Source organism: Microbacterium sp. CIAB417 (assembly GCF_022788845.1).
Map to the genome: position 1 here is coordinate 84,980 of NZ_JAHZUT010000009.1, position 20,609 is coordinate 105,588.

Annotated in this window: 19 protein-coding genes and 3 tRNA genes; 15 read left to right on the plus strand and 7 right to left on the minus strand. The window is 69.1% G+C overall.

The genetic code is table 11. From position 1 onward, the window contains the following. Positions 1-15 precede the first annotated feature (15 nt). The 3 genes from KYX17_RS27055 (at position 16) to KYX17_RS27065 (ending at position 327) form a co-directional block, all read left to right on the plus strand. A tRNA-Glu gene (locus KYX17_RS27055) sits at positions 16-88 on the plus strand. A 27-nt stretch (positions 89-115) separates the two neighbouring features. Beyond that, positions 116-189, plus strand: a tRNA-Asp gene (locus tag KYX17_RS27060). A 65-nt stretch (positions 190-254) separates the two neighbouring features. Further along, positions 255-327: transfer RNA gene (locus KYX17_RS27065), tRNA-Phe, on the plus strand. 260 nt (positions 328-587) lie between these two features. On the opposite strand, the gene KYX17_RS27070 is transcribed toward KYX17_RS27065, so the two are convergent. Together KYX17_RS27070 and KYX17_RS27075 are read right to left on the minus strand one after the other, a co-directional pair. Beyond that, entirely contained in the window at positions 588-1,229 is a 642-nt protein-coding gene (locus KYX17_RS27070) for a hypothetical protein (protein WP_243231830.1), read from the minus strand. Positions 1,230-1,489: 260 nt separating this feature from the next. After that, entirely contained in the window at positions 1,490-2,860 is a 1,371-nt protein-coding gene (locus KYX17_RS27075; protein ID WP_243231831.1) for an MFS transporter, read from the minus strand. A gap of 185 nt (positions 2,861-3,045) precedes the next feature. Here KYX17_RS27075 and KYX17_RS27080 point away from each other — a divergent pair, with 185 nt between their 5' ends. Continuing rightward, the gene (locus KYX17_RS27080; RefSeq protein ID WP_243231832.1) at positions 3,046-3,351 is read left to right on the plus strand and encodes a hypothetical protein; all 306 of its coding nucleotides are present in this window, start codon (positions 3,046-3,048) and stop codon (positions 3,349-3,351) included. A gap of 74 nt (positions 3,352-3,425) precedes the next feature. Here KYX17_RS27080 and KYX17_RS27085 read toward each other — a convergent pair whose 3' ends face one another. Further along, positions 3,426-4,346: a hypothetical protein gene (locus KYX17_RS27085; protein ID WP_243231833.1), complete on the minus strand. Its 921-nt coding sequence runs from the start codon at positions 4,344-4,346 to the stop codon at positions 3,426-3,428. Positions 4,347-4,451: 105 nt separating this feature from the next. On the opposite strand from KYX17_RS27085, the gene KYX17_RS27090 reads away from it, so the two are divergent. The 7 genes from KYX17_RS27090 to KYX17_RS27120 all read left to right on the plus strand — a co-directional run bounded on the left by KYX17_RS27090 (position 4,452) and on the right by KYX17_RS27120 (position 12,701). Beyond that, on the plus strand, positions 4,452-5,060 hold the full coding sequence (locus KYX17_RS27090) for a hypothetical protein (RefSeq protein WP_243231834.1): 609 nt from the start codon (positions 4,452-4,454) through the stop codon (positions 5,058-5,060). Between the two features lie 227 nt (positions 5,061-5,287). Further along, positions 5,288-5,938, plus strand: a complete 651-nt coding sequence (locus KYX17_RS27095) for a YesL family protein (protein ID WP_243231835.1) — start codon at positions 5,288-5,290, stop codon at positions 5,936-5,938. A gap of 29 nt (positions 5,939-5,967) precedes the next feature. Continuing rightward, entirely contained in the window at positions 5,968-7,497 is a 1,530-nt protein-coding gene (locus tag KYX17_RS27100; protein WP_243231836.1) for an extracellular solute-binding protein, read from the plus strand. 53 nt (positions 7,498-7,550) lie between these two features. Continuing rightward, positions 7,551-8,522 carry a sugar ABC transporter permease gene (locus KYX17_RS27105; protein WP_243231837.1) on the plus strand — a complete coding sequence of 324 codons (972 nt, stop codon included), beginning with the start codon at positions 7,551-7,553 and terminating at the stop codon, positions 8,520-8,522. After that, on the plus strand, positions 8,522-9,403 hold the full coding sequence (locus tag KYX17_RS27110) for a carbohydrate ABC transporter permease (RefSeq protein WP_243231839.1): 882 nt from the start codon (positions 8,522-8,524) through the stop codon (positions 9,401-9,403). The genes KYX17_RS27105 and KYX17_RS27110 overlap by 1 nt, the downstream gene beginning before the upstream one ends. Then, entirely contained in the window at positions 9,400-10,059 is a 660-nt protein-coding gene (locus tag KYX17_RS27115; RefSeq protein WP_243231840.1) for a DUF1961 family protein, read from the plus strand. Before KYX17_RS27110 ends, KYX17_RS27115 begins: the two co-directional genes overlap by 4 nt. Further along, positions 10,056-12,701, plus strand: a complete 2,646-nt coding sequence (locus KYX17_RS27120; protein WP_243231841.1) for a Tat pathway signal sequence domain protein — start codon at positions 10,056-10,058, stop codon at positions 12,699-12,701. The genes KYX17_RS27115 and KYX17_RS27120 overlap by 4 nt, the downstream gene beginning before the upstream one ends. 13 nt (positions 12,702-12,714) lie before the next feature. Here the strand turns inward: KYX17_RS27120 and KYX17_RS27125 are convergent, their stop codons facing one another. Continuing rightward, positions 12,715-14,118 (minus strand): amidase, encoded by a 1,404-nt coding sequence (locus KYX17_RS27125; RefSeq protein ID WP_243231842.1) that lies wholly within the window; start codon positions 14,116-14,118, stop codon positions 12,715-12,717. A gap of 112 nt (positions 14,119-14,230) precedes the next feature. Here KYX17_RS27125 and KYX17_RS27130 point away from each other — a divergent pair, with 112 nt between their 5' ends. From KYX17_RS27130 to KYX17_RS27145, 4 genes are read left to right on the plus strand one after another with little or no spacing between them, the layout of a single operon-like run. Next, positions 14,231-15,169 carry an ABC transporter ATP-binding protein gene (locus KYX17_RS27130; RefSeq protein WP_243231843.1) on the plus strand — a complete coding sequence of 313 codons (939 nt, stop codon included), beginning with the start codon at positions 14,231-14,233 and terminating at the stop codon, positions 15,167-15,169. A gap of 2 nt (positions 15,170-15,171) precedes the next feature. Then, positions 15,172-16,008 (plus strand): ABC transporter permease, encoded by an 837-nt coding sequence (locus KYX17_RS27135; protein WP_243231844.1) that lies wholly within the window; start codon positions 15,172-15,174, stop codon positions 16,006-16,008. A gap of 43 nt (positions 16,009-16,051) precedes the next feature. Next, positions 16,052-17,242 carry a sensor histidine kinase gene (locus tag KYX17_RS27140; RefSeq protein WP_243231845.1) on the plus strand — a complete coding sequence of 397 codons (1,191 nt, stop codon included), beginning with the start codon at positions 16,052-16,054 and terminating at the stop codon, positions 17,240-17,242. Beyond that, complete coding sequence (locus KYX17_RS27145) at positions 17,239-17,862, plus strand: response regulator transcription factor (protein WP_243231846.1); 624 nt, start codon at positions 17,239-17,241, stop codon at positions 17,860-17,862. The genes KYX17_RS27140 and KYX17_RS27145 overlap by 4 nt, the downstream gene beginning before the upstream one ends. A gap of 16 nt (positions 17,863-17,878) precedes the next feature. On the opposite strand, the gene KYX17_RS27150 is transcribed toward KYX17_RS27145, so the two are convergent. From KYX17_RS27150 to KYX17_RS27160, 3 genes are all read right to left on the minus strand, one after another. After that, on the minus strand, positions 17,879-18,997 hold the full coding sequence (locus KYX17_RS27150) for an acyl-CoA desaturase (RefSeq protein ID WP_243231970.1): 1,119 nt from the start codon (positions 18,995-18,997) through the stop codon (positions 17,879-17,881). Between the two features lie 109 nt (positions 18,998-19,106). Next, complete coding sequence (locus tag KYX17_RS27155; protein WP_243231847.1) at positions 19,107-19,361, minus strand: hypothetical protein; 255 nt, start codon at positions 19,359-19,361, stop codon at positions 19,107-19,109. A 194-nt stretch (positions 19,362-19,555) separates the two neighbouring features. Next, complete coding sequence (locus tag KYX17_RS27160) at positions 19,556-20,563, minus strand: intradiol ring-cleavage dioxygenase (protein WP_243231848.1); 1,008 nt, start codon at positions 20,561-20,563, stop codon at positions 19,556-19,558. Between the last annotated feature and the right edge of the window lie 46 nt (positions 20,564-20,609).

The following is a 20,609-nucleotide window of genomic DNA, read 5'->3' on the forward strand; positions in this document are numbered from 1 at the left end:
CCCGGGACAGACTTCGGCCCCATCGTTTAGCGGCCTAGGACGCCGCCCTTTCACGGCGGTAGCACGGGTTCGAATCCCGTTGGGGTCACTCCAACCGATACAATTGAAAAGTTCTGGCCCTGTAGCGCAGTTGGTTAGCGTGCCGCCCTGTCACGGCGGAGGTCGCGGGTTCAAGTCCCGTCAGGGTCGCTCTGAGCGACAGGCCCTTTTCTCGAAGAGGGCCTGTCGTCTAAGACACGGCAGATGTGCCGTGAGGCTCTGTAGCTCAGTTGGTAGAGCGCACGACTGAAAATCGTGAGGTCACGGGATCGACGCCCGTCGGAGCCACTGGGACCCTCGTGTGGCTTCTACGCACGGGGGTTTCTTCGTTTCTGCGCGCCGGCGCCGGTCTCGCGGCGCCAGCGCGAGCTTCCGGTCGCAGTTTCTGTCGTCATCAGGTTGTGAGCCCTCTTCCGGTCGCGATCGATGCCGGTTCAGCGCGCCGAGAACGGCATGAATTGCGATGGGAACGCTGGCGGCAGGCCCAGAACAGCATGAACTGCGACCCGAATGAGGCCAGCCGCGAGCCATCCCGGGTGCTGCGGACCCTACCGCTGTGGCGGCAGGTGCATGTTCGGGGTGTTGCTGTACACCTGCCCGCGCTCATCGCCGACCGTCGTGATCGTAGCCGGGTCGAGGTTGATCGTGTCCCCGGCGTAGAGGGTGATCCACGACGCCGGTGGCGGATCGGGGTCGTTGTAAAACGTGCTGTAGAACGTGTTCCGTCGCACCGCGTTGAGTAGAGCGATTTCGTCTTGGCCTGAGCAGAACCGCTCAGCGACCGAGAAGGGAGTGTCGCCGCTGGCAACGATGTACGCGACAACAGTCCCTTCGTCGTTGAGGATCGCCTCTCCCTGCGCGAATTCGCGCGGACCACCGTCGGTGAGTTCCGGCACGATGAATTCGCTGACCCGTCGCGGACTGTCTCCGAGTTCGTCAGCGTCCGTGACCCCAGCGAAACGAAACACCGTGCACGTACCGTCGTCGGCCCTCGACTCGAAGTACCAGTCGTCGTCCTGCGCTGTCGCGGAGCCTGCCGTCGCGCCATCCCACGGCGTCGCCGTCGCCCGCGGCTTCGGCGTCGCACCGGAGCCCTCAGGCACCGCAGCCCAGGTGCACCCAGCGAGCCCGAGCATCGCGATCGCAAGGCCCGTGGCCGCGGTGAGGACGATACGAGGACGACCGGACATGACGCGATGTTAGCGGACTGCGCCCGCTGCGGCCGTGGCCTCGTCGCGCGCGCAAGATCTACGCCGAACCGCCCGAGGGCATAAAGATCATGACCCGGCGACCGTCACATGGAGCTGCACCTCCGCACGTCCTGGTTCGCGGTCCACGACAGAATCAGCACCGTGACGTTGCCCCGCGCCAGATTTCGCCGGTGCAGCACGATCGCTCCCCTGAGGTGATCGCTCTGGTGGCCTCGCCTCGCGACGAGGCCACCACAGAGTCAGGCAGACAGTGTCTCTGCGACCCGTGCGGAACGCGCGGTGCGGAACAGCACGGACACGAGCAACGCACCGAGGAGCGCGATCGCGCCGGCTGCGACGAATGCTGCCGAGTATCCGTCCGTGAGCGCCTGCGGGTCGCCGACCTGACTCGCCCCGAAACCCGCGGCGATGGCCGAGACCACCGCGAGACCGATGGCCGAGCCCACCTGATAGCTCGTGTTGACGATGCCCGATGCCAGGCCGCCGTCCTCTGGCGGTGCCGCCGAGATCGCCACCTGCAGCGACGGGATGAACGCCAGCGCTTGACCGAACGCGACCACGAGGGAAGGCCCGAATGCGTCGACCCAGTAGTTGCCGTCCGGACGGATGAACGCCATCCATGTGAGACCACCTGCGAGGATGAGCAACCCGAGAACGATGGGCACCTTCGGACCGAACGCAGCGATCACACGCGGAGCCAGGACGATCATCCCGATCATGATGAGCGCGGTCATGGGCAGAAGTGCCGCCCCCGCGGGGAAGGCGCTGAAGCCCAGGACCTGCTGCAGGTAGAGGTTGAGGAAGAACCACATCGGGATCCAGGCGGCACCCAGCAGCACCTGCGCCAGGTTGGCTGCCCCGAGGTTGGGCGAGCGGAAGAGCGAGAGCCGGACGAGCGGCTCCCGCTTCACGCGCTGGATCAGGAGGAAGACGATCAGCAGCGCGATACCCGCACCGATCGCGATCCACGTCTCTGCGGACGCCCATCCCACGACCTCGGCCCGCACGATGCCGTAGACCAGCACGGCGAGTCCGAGGGTGACGATGGCCGCGCCGAGTACGTCGACGGATCCACGAGCTCCGAGCCGTCCGCCGGGGAGGGCCGACCACATGACCACCAGGACGAGGATCGCGATCGGCACGTTGATGAAGAACACCCACGGCCAGGACGCGAACTCGGTGATGACGCCACCAAGGAAGACGCCGGCGGTGCCACCGGCAGGAGCTGCTGCACCGTAGAAGGCCATCGCCTTCGTGAGCTCTCGCGGGTTCCGGCCGAACAGCATCATCAGCAGCGACAAGGCGGCCGGAGCGATGAGCGCGGAGCCCGCACCCTGCAGAACGCGCCCGGTGAGTTCGGTCGCCACGTCACCGGCGAGCCCGGCGACGAGAGAACCGCCGGCGAGGACGACCCAGCCGGTGGCGAACATCCGTCGGGGGCCGAACAGGTCGGCGAGGCGTCCGCCCAGCAACAGCAAGCCGCCCAGAGCGATGACGTAGGCGTTGAAGACCCAGGAGAGGGTGCTCGGGGTGAATCCGAGGTCCTCCTGCATCTTCGGCAGCGCTACTCCGATGATCGAGGCGTCCATGATGACCATGAACTGCGCCAAGGCGATGAGGGTGAGTCCCCACCATCGTGCAGGACTTTTCGTTGGCGATGACACGTCGTGCTCCGTTCAGCTCGAGGAAAGATCGGTCCAGTCGGACCTCTCTACGTTAATACCCTAGGGGGGTATAGTATTCCTCACGCCCAAGGACTGCTGTCGCGAACGGCGCTCCCGGTAGCGTGAAGAGCATGACCTCAGCGACACGTCGCATCGAGCTGCGCCTGCGCAAGCCCTGGTTCGCGCTCTACGCCGGCATCCGCCCGACGCTCGTGATCGAGGGCCGAGGCCAGCCGACCCAGTGGGGGCTCGGAACCTGGCAGGTGTCGGCCGAGCATCCAGCGGTCCTGGGCGTCTTCCTTTTCAACCGGATGTGGCGCTTCGGCCAGGCCGAGATCACACTCCAGCCCGGCGACGAGGGGATGCTCGACTACCGCGCGCCGGCCCTGCCGTTCCTCCCCGGGCGGCTTCGCCTTGAGAGGACGACACGGGGCTGAACCCGGCGGGCGCCGCCGAAGCCGTCAAGCGCCGGCCACCGCACCCGCCCGAGCGGCTGACTCGTCGAGGTCCCTCAGCCTCGACTCGGCCCCGTCGAGCGCTCGTGCAGCGTTCGACGGCCGGAGCAGCTGCAAGGCGAGTGATAGACGCTCTGCGCGACAGCCGCGTCGACTTCCAATACGGTGCTGATGCCCGTGACGGCAGCCTCGTCCGAGTCCGCGACCCGGACGGCGTCGACCACGCGACCCAAAGAGGCTCCGGCGGCCACTCTCGCTTCGGCATTGCGGATCTCATCAAGGACCATACGCCGATGATCTTCAGGTCTCTGCCTCGACCGGTGGTGCCGTCGGCGGTGAGACTCGATCACGTCCGCAGAAAGATCGACCAGGAGAGGTTCTGTGCCGCGCAGGTTCAGGCTGACCAGCACGGCGTGCAGATCGTAACGTCCAGGCTCCAGCTGATCCCAGATGCCGGCATTGATCTCGACGTTCACGCGAGCGTACTCCCCGGGCTCGAGAGGCACGGCCCGCTCCCTGTGCATGCTCATCCAGCCGAACGAGAAGTCCGTCCGCCCCACTTCGGTGAGCACGCCGACGACATGGAAGGTGTCTCCGTAGGAGGACCAGCGGTCATCACCCCGGTTCACGACGTCGATCACGAAGCCGTCTTCGCCAGACTCGTCGCGCATGAACGCCGGCCAGCGCAGCTCCAGACCGCGGCGGCGCACCGCCTTGCTGGGGCGGAGGGCCATCACCTCCGGATGCACCCGCGCCACGGCATTCCGATCAGACGTCGGGACCCAGGACACGCGCCAGGACGTTCGTTCGACGTCGACTGGTGCGCCGATGACGAGTTGACCGCCCGCGTGACGCCTGAGGATCCGCCAGCCGTCGACCGGGCCATCCTGCACGGACGCCCAGTCGACGTCGAATCCTGCGTTCGCGGCGAGCTCGGCGATCGGCACGCCGGTCTCGGCGAGCGCCGCGCGATCCACGGGCGCGCCGCTCAGCTCCGGGTCGTCATCCGAATCCGTCATGACTCGATGCTCACACGGCACCGCCGCTTGTGCCAGGCATGGCGCGTGTGATCCGCTGTCGGCATGAGCTTCTTCCCTCCGGACCCCGAGATGCCCGAGCCCGACGACGAGGGGGAATCCAGCACGCCGCGCTGGTGGGGCGCTCCCGAGGACGAGCTTCCCGCCCTGGCGCCGATCTCGGAGCTGCTGGCCTCCACGGAGCACGTGGCGATCGCCCTGATCGGCGTCGCGGTGTATCGCGAGGGCGTCGAGTTCCGGCTGGAGCGGCGGCTGCGTCGACGCGGCCTCACCAGCCGTGAATGGCAGGAGCTCTGCGGGACCTTCATGGAGCATCACTCCTGGGGCGGGCCGCCCGACACCGACAGCCGACTGAAGGTCGGACTGGTGCTCGGGGACGGCGAGAAGGTGCTCGAGAACCTCCCGCACTTCGGCGGCGACGACCCGACCGCCGAGCCGCAGGGCCATGTGCTGACCCGGCGCAGCGGTGGCGGGGGCGGGGGCTCCGGGTTCTATGCGGGCAGCGACAGCCTGTGGCTCTGGCCGTCACCGCCTGCGGGCCCCATCGAATTCGTCCTGCAGTGGACGGCGCTCGGAATCCCCGAGCAGCGCACCATCCTCGACGGCGCCGAGCTGGCCTCGGCCGCAGAGCGGTCGCAGCCCTTCTGGCCGTAAGTCACCGCACGACGACCTGACGCCGGTGGAGCGAAAGGTCACCACAGGACATCGAGGGATCAGGTCCTGGGAGATCCGCGCGCTCGCACGTAACGGTGTGAAACGTTTTTATCACGGTAGCCGTTTCGGCTTGACGTGCGCCGTGCGCCGGCGTTAGCGTTCACGGAGCCGCTTTCGGAAAACGCATTCCGGAGCAGTCACCCCTGCCCTGCAACGTTGGAGAGCACATGTCGACGAACGCCGCCTCACCGGGCTGGGCGCTGCGCGCACACGCCGCCTTCGAATGGCTGTGGTGGATCGCGACGATCAACCTGCTCTGGCTCACCTTCACGCTGGCGGGGGGCATCGTTCTCGGAGTCTCCCCCGCCTCCACCGCCGCCGCCGAGCTGACCCGCCGCCGCCTGCGCGGCGACGGGTTCCGGACGCTGCGCGCCTACGCCGATGCGTGGCGCCGCGAATTCTGGCGCGCCAACGCCGCCCTGGGCATCGGGTTCCTCACCACCGTCCTGCTCGCCGTGAGTGTCACCGGACAACTGTCGGCCGACGCCCTGGGCACCCCGCTCGGCATCGCCAGCAGCGTCGCCCTGGTGCTGTCCTTCGCCGTGACCGCCGTGGCCGTGCCGCTGTTCGCGCATTACGACCTGCCGTGGCGCGCCTACCTCCCGACCGCCGCCCGCTGGGCCATGCGGAGCCTTCCCCACATCCTCCTGCTGCTGCTCGCCGCCGTCGTCGTCGTGACGGCGTGCCTCATCCTCCCCGGCGTCATCCCGTTCCTCCCGGTCGGTGCCTGGCTCACGCTCAGCACCGCGCTGTGCATCGGCTTCTTCACCGCCAACGACCGGCGCCTCGCCGAACGGCAGTCCGCCACCGCTTCCTGATCCCACCCCACAGAACGAAGGAGTTCCTCATGAAGAACCGCACTCTCGCGTCCGGCATCGGCGTGGCCGCCGTCGCCGCGCTCGCCCTGTCCGGATGCTCGGCCGATTCCGGCGGCGGCGAGGCCGCGGAACTGGACAGCCTGACCATCATGGCGCCGTATCTCTCCACCAACGCGCCTGAGGACGGCAATCAGTTCGAGACCGCCATCGAGGACGAGATCGGCATCGACCTCGACATCACCTGGGTGCCGAACTCGTCCTACGGCGACAAGGTCAACATCACCCTCGCCGGCGACGACCTGCCGCAGGTCATGGTCATCCAGGGCAAGGACCCCGGGTTCGTCCGCAACGCCGAGGCCGGGGCGTTCTGGGATCTCACCGACTACCTCGACGACTACGAGAACCTGAAGACCACATTCCCGCAGGTGCAGCACTCCTCCAGCATCAACGGAAAGGTCTACGGCGTCTTCCGCTCGCGCGACGTGATGCGCGAGGCCGTCATCATCCGCAAGGACTGGCTGGCGAACCTCGGCCTCGAGATGCCCACGAGCACCGATGAGCTGTACGAGGTCGCGAAGGCCTTCACCGAGAACGACCCCGACGGCAACGGCGCAGACGACACTTACGGCCTCATCATCCCGAAGTGGCCGGGCACGATCGGCACGAACAGCCCGTGGGACGCCATCGAGACCTGGTACGGCGCGGGCAACCGTTGGACCGAGCGCGACGGAGAGCTGGTCCCGAACTTCACCACCGACGAATGGCTCGAGGCCGTCCAGTTCGAGCGCACCCTCGTCGAAGAGGGCGTCGTCAACGCCGACTACGCGACCTTCGACTCCGCCAAGTGGAACGAGCCGTTCCTCACCGGCAAGGGCGGCATCATCATCGACGTGCACTCCCGCGCCGGCCAGCTCATGAGCCTGCTCAAGGAGCAGGACCCCGACGGGTTCCAGAACTACGTCGACGTCACCGGCAACCTCACCGGCCCCGACGGCGAACTGCACGCCCTCCCGACCGCGGGATACAGCGGCTTCCTCGCCATCCCGAAGGCCCAGGTGCGGACAGAGGAGCAGCTGCGCGGCGTGCTCGAGGTTCTGAACGACCTGAACTCGGAGGAGGTCGGCCCGCTGCTGAACAACGGCATCGAGGGCGTCACCTACGAGCTCGACGGCGACCTGGCGGTCGGCATCGACAGCGCCTCCCAGGTCGACAAGGACACCTCCGCCGCCTACGCCCAGCTCGGCACGAACGTGACCGGATTCCAGGGCTACCTGCCCAAGCAAGCGTCCGAGTACGAGCAGCAGATGTACGACAAGCGCAAGGAGATCGAGGCATCCGACCTCGAGTCCGCCGTCTACGACCCCTCGGCCGCCTACGTCTCGAAGACCTACGTGTCCAAGGGCGCCCAGCTCGACACGATCGTCGCGGATGCGCGCATCCAGTACATCGCCGGGCAGATCGACCTCGACGGGCTGCAGGACGCCATCGACCTGTGGCGCTCGAGCGGCGGCGACGACGTGATCGCCGAGATCAACGAACTGGCCGACGCCGACTCCTGATCCGGACCGCCGGGGCGGCACCGCGCCGCCCCGGCCTCCCGAGAGGCCTCCCCATGACCATGCTCGACAACGCCGTGACGGCGACCGAGACGCTGACCGTCGAGAAGCCGTCCAGGCGACGCCGCGGCGTCCGCGTGCACTTCACGCAGTTCAAGTGGCTCTACCTGCTGCTCGTCCCCGGCATCCTCTACTTCGTCCTGTTCCGCTACTGGCCGATGTACGGCGCGATCATCGCCTTCAAGGACTACGTGCCCTTCCTCGGCATCACCGACAGCCCCTGGGTGGGCTTCGCGCACTTCGAGGACTTCTTCTCCAGTCCCGACTTCCCCCGGCTGCTCGCCAACACGCTGATCCTGGCCCTGTTGAGCCTCGTGATCGCCTTCCCGCTGACGATCATCGTGGCGCTGCTGCTCAACGAGATGCGCCTGATGATCCTCAAGCGCACCGTGCAGACGCTCATCTACATCCCGCATTTCCTGTCCTGGACGGTCGTCGCCTCGCTGACCTACCTGCTGTTCGCGCTCGACGTCGGCCCGCTGTTCCAGCTCATCAACGGCCTGCTCGGCACGGACGTCAACTTCCTCGCCGACCCGGCCTGGTTCCGGCCGATCATCGTCCTGCAGGACATCTGGAAGAACACCGGCTGGGGGACCATCATCTTCCTCGCCGCTCTCGCCGGCGTCGACCAGGCACAGTACGAGGCCGCCATCATCGACGGGGCGGGTCGCTTCCAGCGCGTCTGGCACATCACGCTGCCGTCGATCATGCCGACCGTCGTCGTCATGCTCGTGCTGCAGATGGGCCAGGTGCTCAACACCGGCTTCGAGCAGATCTACCTCATGACCAACTCGCTCAACCGCTCGGTCGCCGACGTCTTCGACACCTACGTGTACTTCATGGGCATCACGCAGGGCTCCTACAGCTACAGCACCGCGGTCGGACTGTTCAAGGCGGTCGTGGGCGTCATCCTCATCTTCGGCGCCAACTGGATCGCCAAGCGCTTCAACCAGGCAGGGATCTTCTGATGGCTCGCGAGAAGTACCGGTTCAACACCCCCGCGGGGCGCGTGTTCGACGTGTTCAACGTCGCACTCATGGTCGCGGTCGCGGTCATCGCCCTCGTCCCGTTCGTCTTCGTGCTCGCCGGGTCGTTCGCGACCGAGGCCGAACTCGCGACGCGCTCGTTCTTCCTCTGGCCGGAGACGTTCTCGCTCGAGGCGTACGAGGCGATCTTCACCAGTCCTGCCTTCGTCCGCGCGTTGCTGACGACGATCGCGGTGACCGCGGTCGGCACAGTCGTGCAGCTCGCCCTGACTGCATCCATGGCCTACCCGCTCAGCAAGGCGAACCTGCCCGGCGGCCGGATCATCCTGTCTCTGATCGTCTTCACGATGGTCTTCGGCGGCGGCATGATCCCCACGTTCCTCGTGGTCAAGGACCTCGGCCTGCTGAACAACTACTGGGCCCTGATCCTGCCCATGGCGATCAACCCGTTCAGCCTCATCATCATCAAGAACTTCTTCCAGCAGCTGCCCGCAGAGCTCGAGGAGTCCGCGAAGATCGACGGCGCGAACGAGATGCAGACGCTGTGGAGCATCATCCTGCCGCTGTCCAAGCCCGTCCTGGCGACGTTCGCGCTGTTCTACGCGGTCGGGATCTGGAACGACTTCATGTCGCCGTTGCTGTACCTCAACGACAACTCGATGTGGACGCTGCAGATGTTCCTGCGCCAGGTGACGGTGGCGACCGACCTGTCCGTGGTCGAGCAGGACCCGACCCAGTTGCCTCCGGCGCAGGGCATCAAGTTCGCGGTCATCATCGTCGCGACGCTGCCGATCATCCTCTTCTATCCGTTCCTGCAGAAGCACTTCGCCAAGGGCATGCTGATCGGCTCGGTGAAGGGGTGAGCCTGCTGTACCGCAATCCGCTGACCTCGGCATCCGATCTGGACGGCTGGGTCGCCGAAGGACCTGTCTCCGCCCAGGCAACGGGCGACGGCCTGCAGTTGAGCAGCTCCGGCGGCTTCGACGACCACTGGACGCTATGGTGTCCCGAAGTGTTCGGCGACCGCATCCGGATCGCCTGGGAGTTCTCGCCGCGCCGGGAGCCGGGACTGGCGATGCTGTTCTTCGGCGCCGCCGCGGACGCCGAGCAGAACCCGGATGCCGACGGCATCCTCGACGAACGGCTGGCGCCGCGCACCGGGGCGTACCCGCAGTACCACTCCGGGGACATCCGCACCCTGCACGTGTCGTACTTCCGCCGACGATGGGAGGACGAGCGCGCGTTCCACACCTGCAACCTGCGCAAATCTCCCGGCTTCCATCTCGTCGCGCAAGGCGCCGACCCGCTCCCGCCCGTCGTGGACGCCCGCGACGCGTTCTACCGCATCGAGGTCGTCAAGGACGGGCCGCACGTCGCGTTCTCGATCGACGGCCTGGCGCTGTTCGCCTGGACGGACGACGAGTCCACCGGGCCGCGCATCCGCTCCGGGCGCATCGGCTTCCGCCAGATGTCCCCGCTCGTCGCCCGCTACCGCAACCTGGAGGTTCACTCGCTGTGACCGGATCGACCGTGACCGTCCCGCTCCGTTGGCTCGACGACGCTCCGCCCGCCCGGCTCCGATCCGGAGCCACGTGGGGAGTCCCGCTGCCACGCGGAACCGTCGACGACCCCGCCCGCCTGCGGTTGCGCGAGGTCGATGCGGGCGTCGTCCCCGCCCAGTTCTGGCCGCTCGCCACCTGGCCGGACGGGTCCGTGAAGTGGGCGGGATGCGCCGTCGGCGCTCTCGAACGACCCGGCGCCTTCGAGGTCGTCACGGCCGAGGACGCCGGGCCCGCCGTCGACGCAGCCATGCGCGTGCGGCGCGAGGATGACGAGTTCGTCGTCTCCGGTGACCTGATCGAGATCGCGTTCCCGGCATCGCCGGCGGACGTGCTCGCGCGGCGGATCTCGCGCGGCGGACAGCCCGTCGCGGAGGACCTGCGGCTGGTGAGCTTGCTGCAGGACGAGGTCCCCGAGGATGGCGGCGGCGCCCCGCGCCGCCGTTTCCGCTCGCGAGTGCAGACGGTCGATGTCGAGCAAGACGGTCCGATCCGCGCCGTCGTTCGCGTGCAGGGCGTGCACCGCGATGAGAACGGCGACCGCGAGTGGCTGCCGTTCACGGTGCGATTCGTGATCGTCGCGGGCTCGGCCGAGGTTCGCCTGGTGCACACGGTCATCTGGGACGGCGACGCCCAGCACGACTTCCTCGCCGGTCTCGGCATCCGTGCGGATGTCCCGCTGCGGGCAGCGCCGCACGACCGCCACATCCGCTTCGCCGGCGCAGACGGCGGCTTCTTCACCGAGGCGGTGCGGGGCCTCACGGGCCTGCGCCGCGATCCGGGCGCGGAGGTCCGCGCGGCGCAGATCCGCGGAGCGCGGACGCCCGATCCTGCGACCTGGAACCCTCAGGTCTCCGAGCGCCTGTCGCTCATCCCCGCGTGGAACGACGTCACGCTCACGCAGCTGAGCGCCGACGGTTTCAGCATCCGCAAGCGCACGGCGGCCGGACACGCCTGGATCGACGCCGGAGCGGGAACGCGCGCGGAGGGCTACGCCGCGATCAGCGATCCGGACGGGGGCCTCGGCATCGGCATCCGCTCGTTCTGGCAGTCCCACCCTGGCCAGCTCGACCTGCGCGGCGCGGCGGGCGACCGCGCCGAACTGACAGCCTGGCTGTACGCCCCCCAAGCGCAGCCCATGGACGTGCGGTTCTATCACGACGGCCTCGGGCAGAACGACTTCACCAGTCAGCTGGAAGGCCTCGAGATCACCTACGAGGACTACGAACCCGGGTTCGGCGATGCGCACGGCGTGGCCCGGACCCACGAGCTGACGCTGTTCGCCTACGACGCGACGCCGCCCGTCGACGAGGTCGCCGCGTCCGTCGAGGCGATGCAGCGCCCGGCGCTGCTGCAGCCGACGCCCGAGCACCTGCACGCCGTTGGAGTCTTCGGCGACTGGGCTCCGGTCGACCGCTCGACGCCGGTGCGCGCCGAGATCGAGGACAGCATCGACTTCCTGCTGGACTATTACCTCGGTCAGATCGATCAGCGCCGCTGGTACGGATTCTGGAACTACGGCGACGTCATGCACGCCTACGACCTCGACCGGCACGTATGGCGCTACGACGTCGGCGGCTACGCGTGGGACAACAGCGAGCTGTCCCCCGACCTCTGGCTCTGGTACTCCTACCTGCGCACGGGACGCGCTGACGTGTTCCGCCTGGCCGAGGCGATGACGCGCCACACCGGCGAGGTCGACGTCTATCACCTGGGCCGCTGGCAGGGGCTCGGGTCGCGCCACAACGTCCAGCACTGGGGCTGCAGCGCGAAGCAGCTGCGCATCTCGAGCCCGATCTACCGACGGATCTTCCACTACCTCACCGCCGATGAACGGGTGGGAGATCTGCTCACCGAGCTGCGCGACAGCGACGAGCGGTTCGTGGACACCGACCCGACGCGCAAGGTTCGTCCGGATGCTGCGACCTACCGGCCCGACCGGGCCGCGCTGGCCGTCGGACTCGGCACCGACTGGGGCGCCCTCGCGGCGACCTGGCTCGCCGACTGGGAGCGCACCGGCAACGAGCGCTCCCGCGATCGACTGCTCGGGACGATGGCGGACATCGGCGCTCTCCCCCGGGGATTCCTGACCGGTGAGGCGCTGTACGACATCGAGGCCGGCCGGTTCGACACCACTCGCGACCGGATCTCCGTATCGCACCTGAGTGCGGTGTTCGGGCTCGTCGAGGTGGCGAGCGAGCTCATCGACCTCGTCGACGTCTCCGGATTCCGGGATGCCTGGCTGCAGTACTGCCGCCTCTATCTGGCTTCACCGGCGGAGCAGGAGGCCGCGGTCGGACAGCGTCTCGGCGGCATCCACCTCGAGCAGGCGCACAGCAGGCTGACCGCCTATGCGGCGGCGCAGACCGGCGACGCCGCGCTGGCGGATGCCGCATGGGCGGCGTTCGAGGGCATCGGCGAATGGCTCGTGCACCGGCGCGACTTCGTCCTGCGCCGCGTGGAAGGGCCCGCCGTGCTCAATCCGGTGGACGAGGCACCGAGCGTCGGCACGAACGACGTCGCACAGTACGGGCTGGCCGCGATCCAGAATCTCGCCCTGATCGGGGATCGACTGCCCGAGACGTTCACGGATCCCCGCTGAGCCGACGCTCCGTTCAGCGCGACCAGATCGGCGGCTTCGGCATCCGCCCTGCCCGGCGCTCCAGCTCCGCGGCGAGCGCGATGACGGTCCACTCGCCACCGGGCTTGCCGATCAGCTGGATGCACACCGGGTGACCGGAGGCGTCCGTGGTCACCGGGACGACGACGGCGGGGAGCCCCGCGACGTTGACGAAGCTCGAGTACGGGGCGTAGCACACCTGCTGCGCGAAGTTCTCCTGCGCGTCCTCGGCGTCGAACCAGCCCACCGGACGCGCGGGCAGTGCGAGCGCGGGAGTGAGCACGGCGTCGAACGGCGCGAAGGCGGTGATCGTCTCTCGCTCGAACACCGTCGCGGCGGCGAGCGCGTCGAGCACTTCCTGCCCGGACAGCCGGCGCCCCTCGCGCGCCAGCCACGCCGTGATCGGCTCCACGCGTTCGAGATCGGCATCCGTCAACGCCATGCGGGCGGCGCTCGTGCGCCACAGCGTCGTGAACATCGACGCGTACCCCTCCGGCCGCCACGCGAACGCATCCACGTCGTGGCCCTCCGCGAACAGGCCGGTGGCCACCTCGACCGCGCGCGCGGCCTCGGCATCCAGACGGATGTCCTCGTCCTCGTCCCACGGCGACACCGTCGTGACGCCGATCCGTGCCCGCTGGGCCAGATGCTCCGTGGCATCCCGGAACGGTGCGGTGCCCGGCGCCGCCGTGGCGTACGCGTAGGGGCGACCGGCCACCTGCACGTCCAGCAGCAGCGCGGCGTCGGCCACCGTGCGGGCGATCGGCCCCGCCACCGCCAGGCCGCCGGGGACGTCGAGCCCTGATGCGAACGGCACGCGTCCTCGGGACGGCTTGATCCCGACCACGCCGACCGTCGCAGCCGGGATCCGGATCGACCCGCCGGCATCCGACCCGGGAGCCAGCGGCAGAAGCCCGGCGGCGACCGCAGCCGCCGCTCCCCCGCTCGATCCGCCGGCGCCGTTGCCCGGGTCCCACGGATCGCGGGTCGGCGGCCCGATCCGGGTCTCGGTGTACCCCGTCATCCCGAACTCCGGAGTGCTCGTCTTGCCGAGGCTGATGCCGCCCGCCTCGTCGAGCACGGCGGCCTGATCGGCGGTCTCCTCCGCGACGAAGTCCGCATGCAGCCGTGAACCGAACCGCGTCGCGACACCGGCGCGAGCGACCAGGTCCTTGTCGGCGAACGGCAGCCCCCACAGCGCGCCGTCCGGCTCCTGGTCCGTCATCGACCGGGCACGGGCGAGCGCGGCGTCCGCAGTGACCTCCACGAAGGCGCCCACGTCGCCGTCCAGCCGCGCGATGCGATCGAGGTAGTGCGCGGAGAGCTCGGCCGGGGAGACCTCCCGCGCCCGCAGCGCCGCCAGCTGTTCGATCGCGGTGAGATCATGCAGTTCGGGCATGGGACGAGCCTACGTAACCGGTCGGGCGTCCCGGGCATCCCCCGATCGGTGGACCCCGAAATCCGCCGCCCCACGGCTTCCGCGGCCTCCGCGCGACGACCACGCTGGAACCATGAACGACACTGTGATCCAGGTGCGCGAACTGCGCAAGCGCTACGGCACGATGACCGCCGTCGACGGCATCTCGTTCGACATCCGGCGCGGCGAGACCTTCGCCCTTCTCGGCCCGAACGGCGCCGGAAAGTCGACGACCATCGAGATCCTCGAGGGCTACCGGAACCGGACCTCAGGGGACGTGGGGGTGCTCGGGGTGGATCCGCGGCGCGCCGGGCTGGACTGGAAGGCGCGCCTGGGCATCGTGCTGCAGACGAGCGGGGAAGCCGGCACCGTCACCGTGCGCGAGCTGCTCACCGAGTTCGCCGGCTACTACCCGCATCCTCGCCCGGTCGACGAGGTCATCGCCGCTGTCGGCCTCGAGGCGAAGCAGAAGGTGCGCGTCAGCAGACTGTCGGGCGGCCAGAAGCGCCGTCTCGACGTGGCACTCGGCATCATCGGCCGGCCCGAGCTGCTCTTCCTCGACGAGCCGACCACGGGCTTCGACCCCGAGGCGCGGCGGCAGTTCTGGGAGCTCATCCACTCGCTCAAGGCGGAGGGCACGAGCATCCTGCTCACCACCCACTACCTCGACGAGGCGGCGCAGCTCGGCGACCGCGCGGCCGTCATCACGGGCGGCCGCATCGCCGCACTGGGCGCCATCGACGAGATCGGCGGTTCCGAAGCGCGGATCCCGGTCGTGCGCTGGACCGACACCACCGGCCTCGCACACGCGCGGCGCACCTCCGAGCCCGGCGCGCTGGTCGCCGCGCTGTTCCGCGACGGGGGCGAACCCTCCGGACTGGAGGTCGTCCGCCCCACGCTCGAGGACATCTACCTCGGCCTGATCCGGGACACCGAGGAACACGACTCCTCAGAAGAGGCGTCCGCCGCCGGCTCTTCCCCCGCGGATCCGCACGTGCACCCGTCGCTCACCGCCGTCTCTGAGGAGGTCTGAACATGACCGCCATCGCCCCCGCGCCGACCGCGTTCGGCCCGACCCGCACCGTCCGGCTGGGACTGCGCCGCATCGGCTTCGAGCTGCGGCAGTACTTCCGGGCGGGTGACCAGGTGTTCTTCACCTTCCTGTTCCCGTCCCTGATGTACGTCGTCTTCGCCACGATCTTCACCGGCGACGTCGGTCAGGGTCCGGATGCCGTGAGCATGGCGACCTATTACCTGCCCGGGCTCATCGCCGGCGGCATCCTCCTCTCCGGCGTCCAGGGCCCCGCGCTGGAGATCGCGACCGAGAAGAGCGACGGGACCCTCAAGCGCCTGGGCGGCACGCCGATCTCTCCCGTGACCTACTTCATCGGCAAGGCCGGCGAGGTGTTCGTCACGTGCGTCCTGCAGACCGCTCTGCTGATCGCGGTCGCATCGCTCGTGTACGGCGCACAGCTCCCCACGGATGCCGAGGCCTGGCTCCGCTTCGCCTGGATCTACGTGCTGGGCCTGATCACCTGCACCCTGCTCGGCATCGCGTTGTCCTCCGTGCCGCGATCCGGCAAGACCGCCGGCGCGGTGGTCATCCCTGTCGTGCTGCTGGTCCAGTTCATCTCCGGTGTCTACATCGCCTTCTCGATGCTGCCGGAGTGGCTGCAGAACGCCGCCGGCGTCCTGCCGGTGAAGTGGATCGCACAGGGCATGCGCTCGGTGTTCCTCCCCGACTCGTTCCAGGCCGCCGAGGTGAACGGATCGTGGGAGCTCGGTCTGATCGCCCTCATGCTCGCCGTGTGGCTGGTCGCGGGGTTCGTGCTCAGCCGGATCACGTTCCGCTGGATCCGGCGTGACGGGTGACCCGCGCACGCACCCCGGCGCCGAAGGTGCCAGAGTGGTTCCGATGGATCGGATGCGCAGGGAGCAGCTGGGCTGGGACATCGCCGCCGTCGTGCTGCTGGTGGTGATGGCGGGCATCGCGCTCACGCAGGAGCAGCGGGTCCCCGGCGTGCAGTGGGCGGTGTTCGCGATCGCCGTCGCGATCTTCCTCGTGTACCTGTTCGGTGCGCGGCGCTTCGTGAGCGTCCACGACAGCCCGGAGCCCTCGATCGCGGCGTCGGCCGTCATCCAGTGCGCTCTGATCGGGCTGCTCGCGATCGGCGTGATGCTGCAGCCCAACATGCTGGTGCTGCAGACCATCGTGCTCCCGCTGATCTGGATGACCTCGCGTTCCCCGCGGCAGGCCGTGGTGGTCACGCTCGTCAACGCCGTCGTCCTCACCCTCGCGTACTGGGTGTGGGGCGGCTTCGCACCGGAGGGGCTGCTCGCCGGTGCGCTCACGAGCGGCCTCTCGGCCGCCTTCGCGATCGCTCTCGGACTGTGGATCACCCGGATCGCCGAGTGGGGCGCGGAGCGTCAGCGGCTGCTGGCGGAGCTCACGGCGGCACAGGCCAGCCTCGAGGCCGCCAGCCGCGAAGCCGGAGCGACGGCCGAGCGCGCCCGCCTCGCCCGCGACGTGCACGACACGATCGCGCAGAGTCTCACGAGCATCGTCATGCTCGCCGAGCGCGCGCGCCGCGACACCTCCACCGACACGATCGCGCTGATCGAGGATGCCGCGCGCGACGCCCTGCGCGAGGCCCGCGCCCTCGTCGTCGTCGCCTCGCCGGCCACCGACCCGTCGGGCTCGCTGGCCCAGGCGCTGCACCGGCTCGGCGAGCGCTTCGAGCGCGAGACGGGAACCGTCGTCCGCGTGGATGCGTCGGAGTGCACGGTGCCCCGCGACATCCAGGTCGTGCTGCTGCGCTGCGCCCAGGAGGGCCTGGCGAACGTCCGCAAGCACGCCGCGGCGGCCTCGGCATCCCTCGTCCTCGAGATCGGGACCGACGCCGTGCTCACCGTCCGCGACGACGGACGCGGTCTCGGCGAGGTCCGCATCGAGGACGGCCGCGGCTTCGGGCTGGTGGGCATGCGCGAGCGCGTCGCGCTGGTGGGCGGCGTCCTGGACGTGTCGGATGCCGAGCCGTCCGGCGCCGTCCTCACCGTCCGCATCCCGCTCGCCTCCTCCTCCGCCGCTGAGGAGGGCGCCGCATGATCCGCGTCCTCGTCGCCGACGACCACCCGATCGTCCGCTCCGGCATCGTGGGGCTGCTCGCCATGGATGACGGGCTCGACGTGGTCGGCCAGGCGTCCGACGGCGCCGAAGCGGTCGAGCTCGCCACGACCCTGCGCCCGGATGTCGTCCTGATGGACCTGCGGATGCCGGGACTCACGGGCGCCGAGGCCACCGCGCGCATCGCGGAGGCCGCTCCCGAGGTGCGCGTGCTGGTGCTGACCACCTACGAGTCGGACGACGACATCCTCGGGGCCATCGAGGCGGGGGCGAGCGGCTACCTGCTCAAGGCCGCCCCTCAGGAGGAGATCGTCGCCGGCATCCGCGCGGTCGCCGAGGGGCACACGGTCCTCGCGCCGTCGATCGCGGCGACGCTCGTCTCGCGCATGCGCCAGGATGCTGCGGTGAAGCCTCAGCTCAGCCCTCGCGAGATACAGGTGCTGCGGCTCGTGGCCGCCGGCCGCAGCAACCCGGAGATCGCGTGCGAGCTGTTCATCGGAGAGGCGACCGTGAAGACGCACTTGCTGCACGTGTTCGAGAAGCTCGGGGTCTCGGACCGCACGCGGGCCGTGACGCTCGCGCTGGAGCTCGGGATCCTGTAGGCGGTCGGTGCGGCGTCTACGCGCGGCGCAGCTGCGCGGCCGCCGGGCAGTCGAAGGGATCGCGCGCCGCCAGGCCCACGCGGTTGAGGTACTCGATGACGATCGCGTAGGACCGGCCGATGCTCGTCTCCGTGTACGGCACGCCGTTCGCCGCACAGTAGTCCCGCACGATGCCGCGTGCCTTCGACAGGTGCAGCCGGGACATGTTCGGGAACAGGTGGTGCTCGACCTGGTGGTTCAGACCGCCCATGAGCCACGTCGCCCACCAGCCGCCGGTGATGTTGCGCGAGGTGCGCACCTGCTTGGAGAAGAAGTCCAGCCGCGCATCCGGCGCGATGATGGGCATGCCCTTGTGGTTCGGCGCGAACGACGCCCCCATGTACACGCCGAAGACAGCGAGCTGGACCCCGAGGAACGCGAAGGCCATGCCCAGCGGCAGCATCAGGAACACCGGCACGATCACCAGCGCCAGCCGCGCGGTGATGATCGACAGCTCGGTCCAGCGCCCCTTGACCGGCTTCCGCGAGAGCAGGTGCCGGTAGCCGAGGTAGTGCAGGTTGATGCCTTCGAGCGTCAGCAGCGGGAAGAACAGCCAGCCCTGCTTGCGCGTGATGAGCCGGACGAGACCCCGGGATGCCGCGGCGTCCGTCTCGAGGAACGAGATCGTGTCGACGTCGATGTCGGGGTCCTTGCCGACCTGGTTGGGGTTGCCGTGGTGGCGGGTGTGCTTGGAATCCCACCACGAGTAGCTCATCCCGACGATGCCGCCCAGCACGCGCGCGAGCCGGAAGTTCGCGGGGCCTGAACTGAGGATCTGCCGGTGGGCGGCCTCGTGCGCGAGGAAGGCGACCTGCGTGAACAGGATGCCGAGAGCCGCCGCGATGAGCAGCTGGAACCAGCTGTCTCCGAGCAGGAGGAAGCCCGCGACGCAGCCGGCGAACGCCAGCAGCAGGGCGGCGCCGACCAGCGAGTAGAAGATCGGTGTGCGCTGGAGCAGCCCCGTCTCGCGTACGACCTGCTGCACGTCGCGATAGGCGCGCGCCATGGGCGGGAACTCCGCAGTGCCGGAATAGGTCTGCCGCACGGGGCCGAGTGTGGAGACGGAGGTGGTCGAGTCGACCTGAGGGAGGGAGATGGTGCTCTCCTGCCGATCGGGAGCCCTTGAGCTGCGGAAGCCAAGGGCGGATGCCGATCGCTTCCCCCAGGCTAACCCGGGCGGTATACGGCGGCAGGCATACGTCCGGTCAGGCGCGGGCGCGACGGAGCCGGCGACGCAGGGTCAGCCGGAGGGGATGCTTCGTGGAACGACCGGCGCCCTCGAGGGCGCGACGCGCGTCGGCAAGGGTCGGGAAGGACCCGACCTCGGTGCCGTGGTTGTCGCGCACCAGGTGGGCGCGGCCGTCGAACTCGACGAAGCCGGCGAACTCGCCGCCGCGCGTCGCGACGTGCACGTCGTCGTCGGCCTGCTTCCAGTTCAGGGGCTCGTGGATGATGCTCATGTGTTACTGCTCTTGCTCTGTGGCGGGCGCGCGCGTGCGCACCTCGCATTTCGGTGCGATCGGAGCGGATGCCGCGCGCGTCGGTGTGCGCGGTCCTTGACGGCCCTGATCGGTGGCGACGTGACGGCCGGTCTGCGGCGGAATCACTCACGTTGCGACTTCAGTCTACCAGGTGGCCGCGGACACGGTCCGGTTCAGTTCGCCGGCGGCTCGCCCGGGCCGCCTTCGCCGCCTCCGGGAGCGCCTCCGCCAGGGCCGCCCTCGCCACCGCCGCCCGCGGAGGGTGCAGCACCGGCAGACGGGGCCGTCGCGGTGTCCACGCGCACCTGGAGCGTCGCGGTGTACCCGCTGGACGCGTCACCCGTGACGGTGGCCAGCTGCAGCGCGGCCGAGTCGTCGCCGAACACGTTGTCACTCGCGAGGGTGACGTTCGCGAGGTTGCCGGACGATCCGTCGTAGTGGGAGTCCGCGTAGACCGCCGTGCAGGCGTCCTCGGGCAGGGCGATCTGGGAGGTCGCGACCGCGTTGGCCGAGTCGGTGATGGAATCCGCGTCGGGATAGACCTCGAAGTGGATGTGCGGCCAACGGCCCGAGTAGCAGCCGGGGAAGATCGAGGTGAAAGACACCTTCCCGTCAGCATCCGCGACCTGGACGCCACGCAGGTAGGTCACATCCTCGAGCCCCTCGGAGTACATCGAGTACTCCCCCTGCGCCGTGCAATGCCACGCGTACACCGCCACGCCGGCGAAGGGCGCGTCGTCGTTCTGCATGTCGAGCACCTCGAGTTCGAAAGTCAGCGGGACGCCGTCGGCGGTGGCCGAGCCGTCGATCGAGGAGCGGATGTCCTGCCGTATGATGCCGGACTCCTCGAGCACGTCAGGGCCGTTGGACCCGTCGCCGGGGTACGGACCCGCCGTCTCGTCCGGGATCTCTCCGTCGGAAGTGATCGTCTCGTCGACTCCTCCGGAGCCGCCCGTGCTGGACGAACCGTCCGAGGTGCCGCTCGTCGCCGGGGCGCACGCCGCCAGGACGACCGCCCCGACACCGAGACCGGCCAGGCCGAGGACACTGCGCCGGCTGATCAGGGTGCGGATGTCGAACGGGGCTCCCTGATCGACGATCTCCTCGTCGGGGTGGTCGAGGAGGCGGCCCTGGTACGTCGGGCCGTCCGGGGTGTCGACGGGTTCGGGGATGCGGCTCATGAACTGCTCCTTTCGCTGAACCGTTGTGGGAACAGGTTCGCGAAGG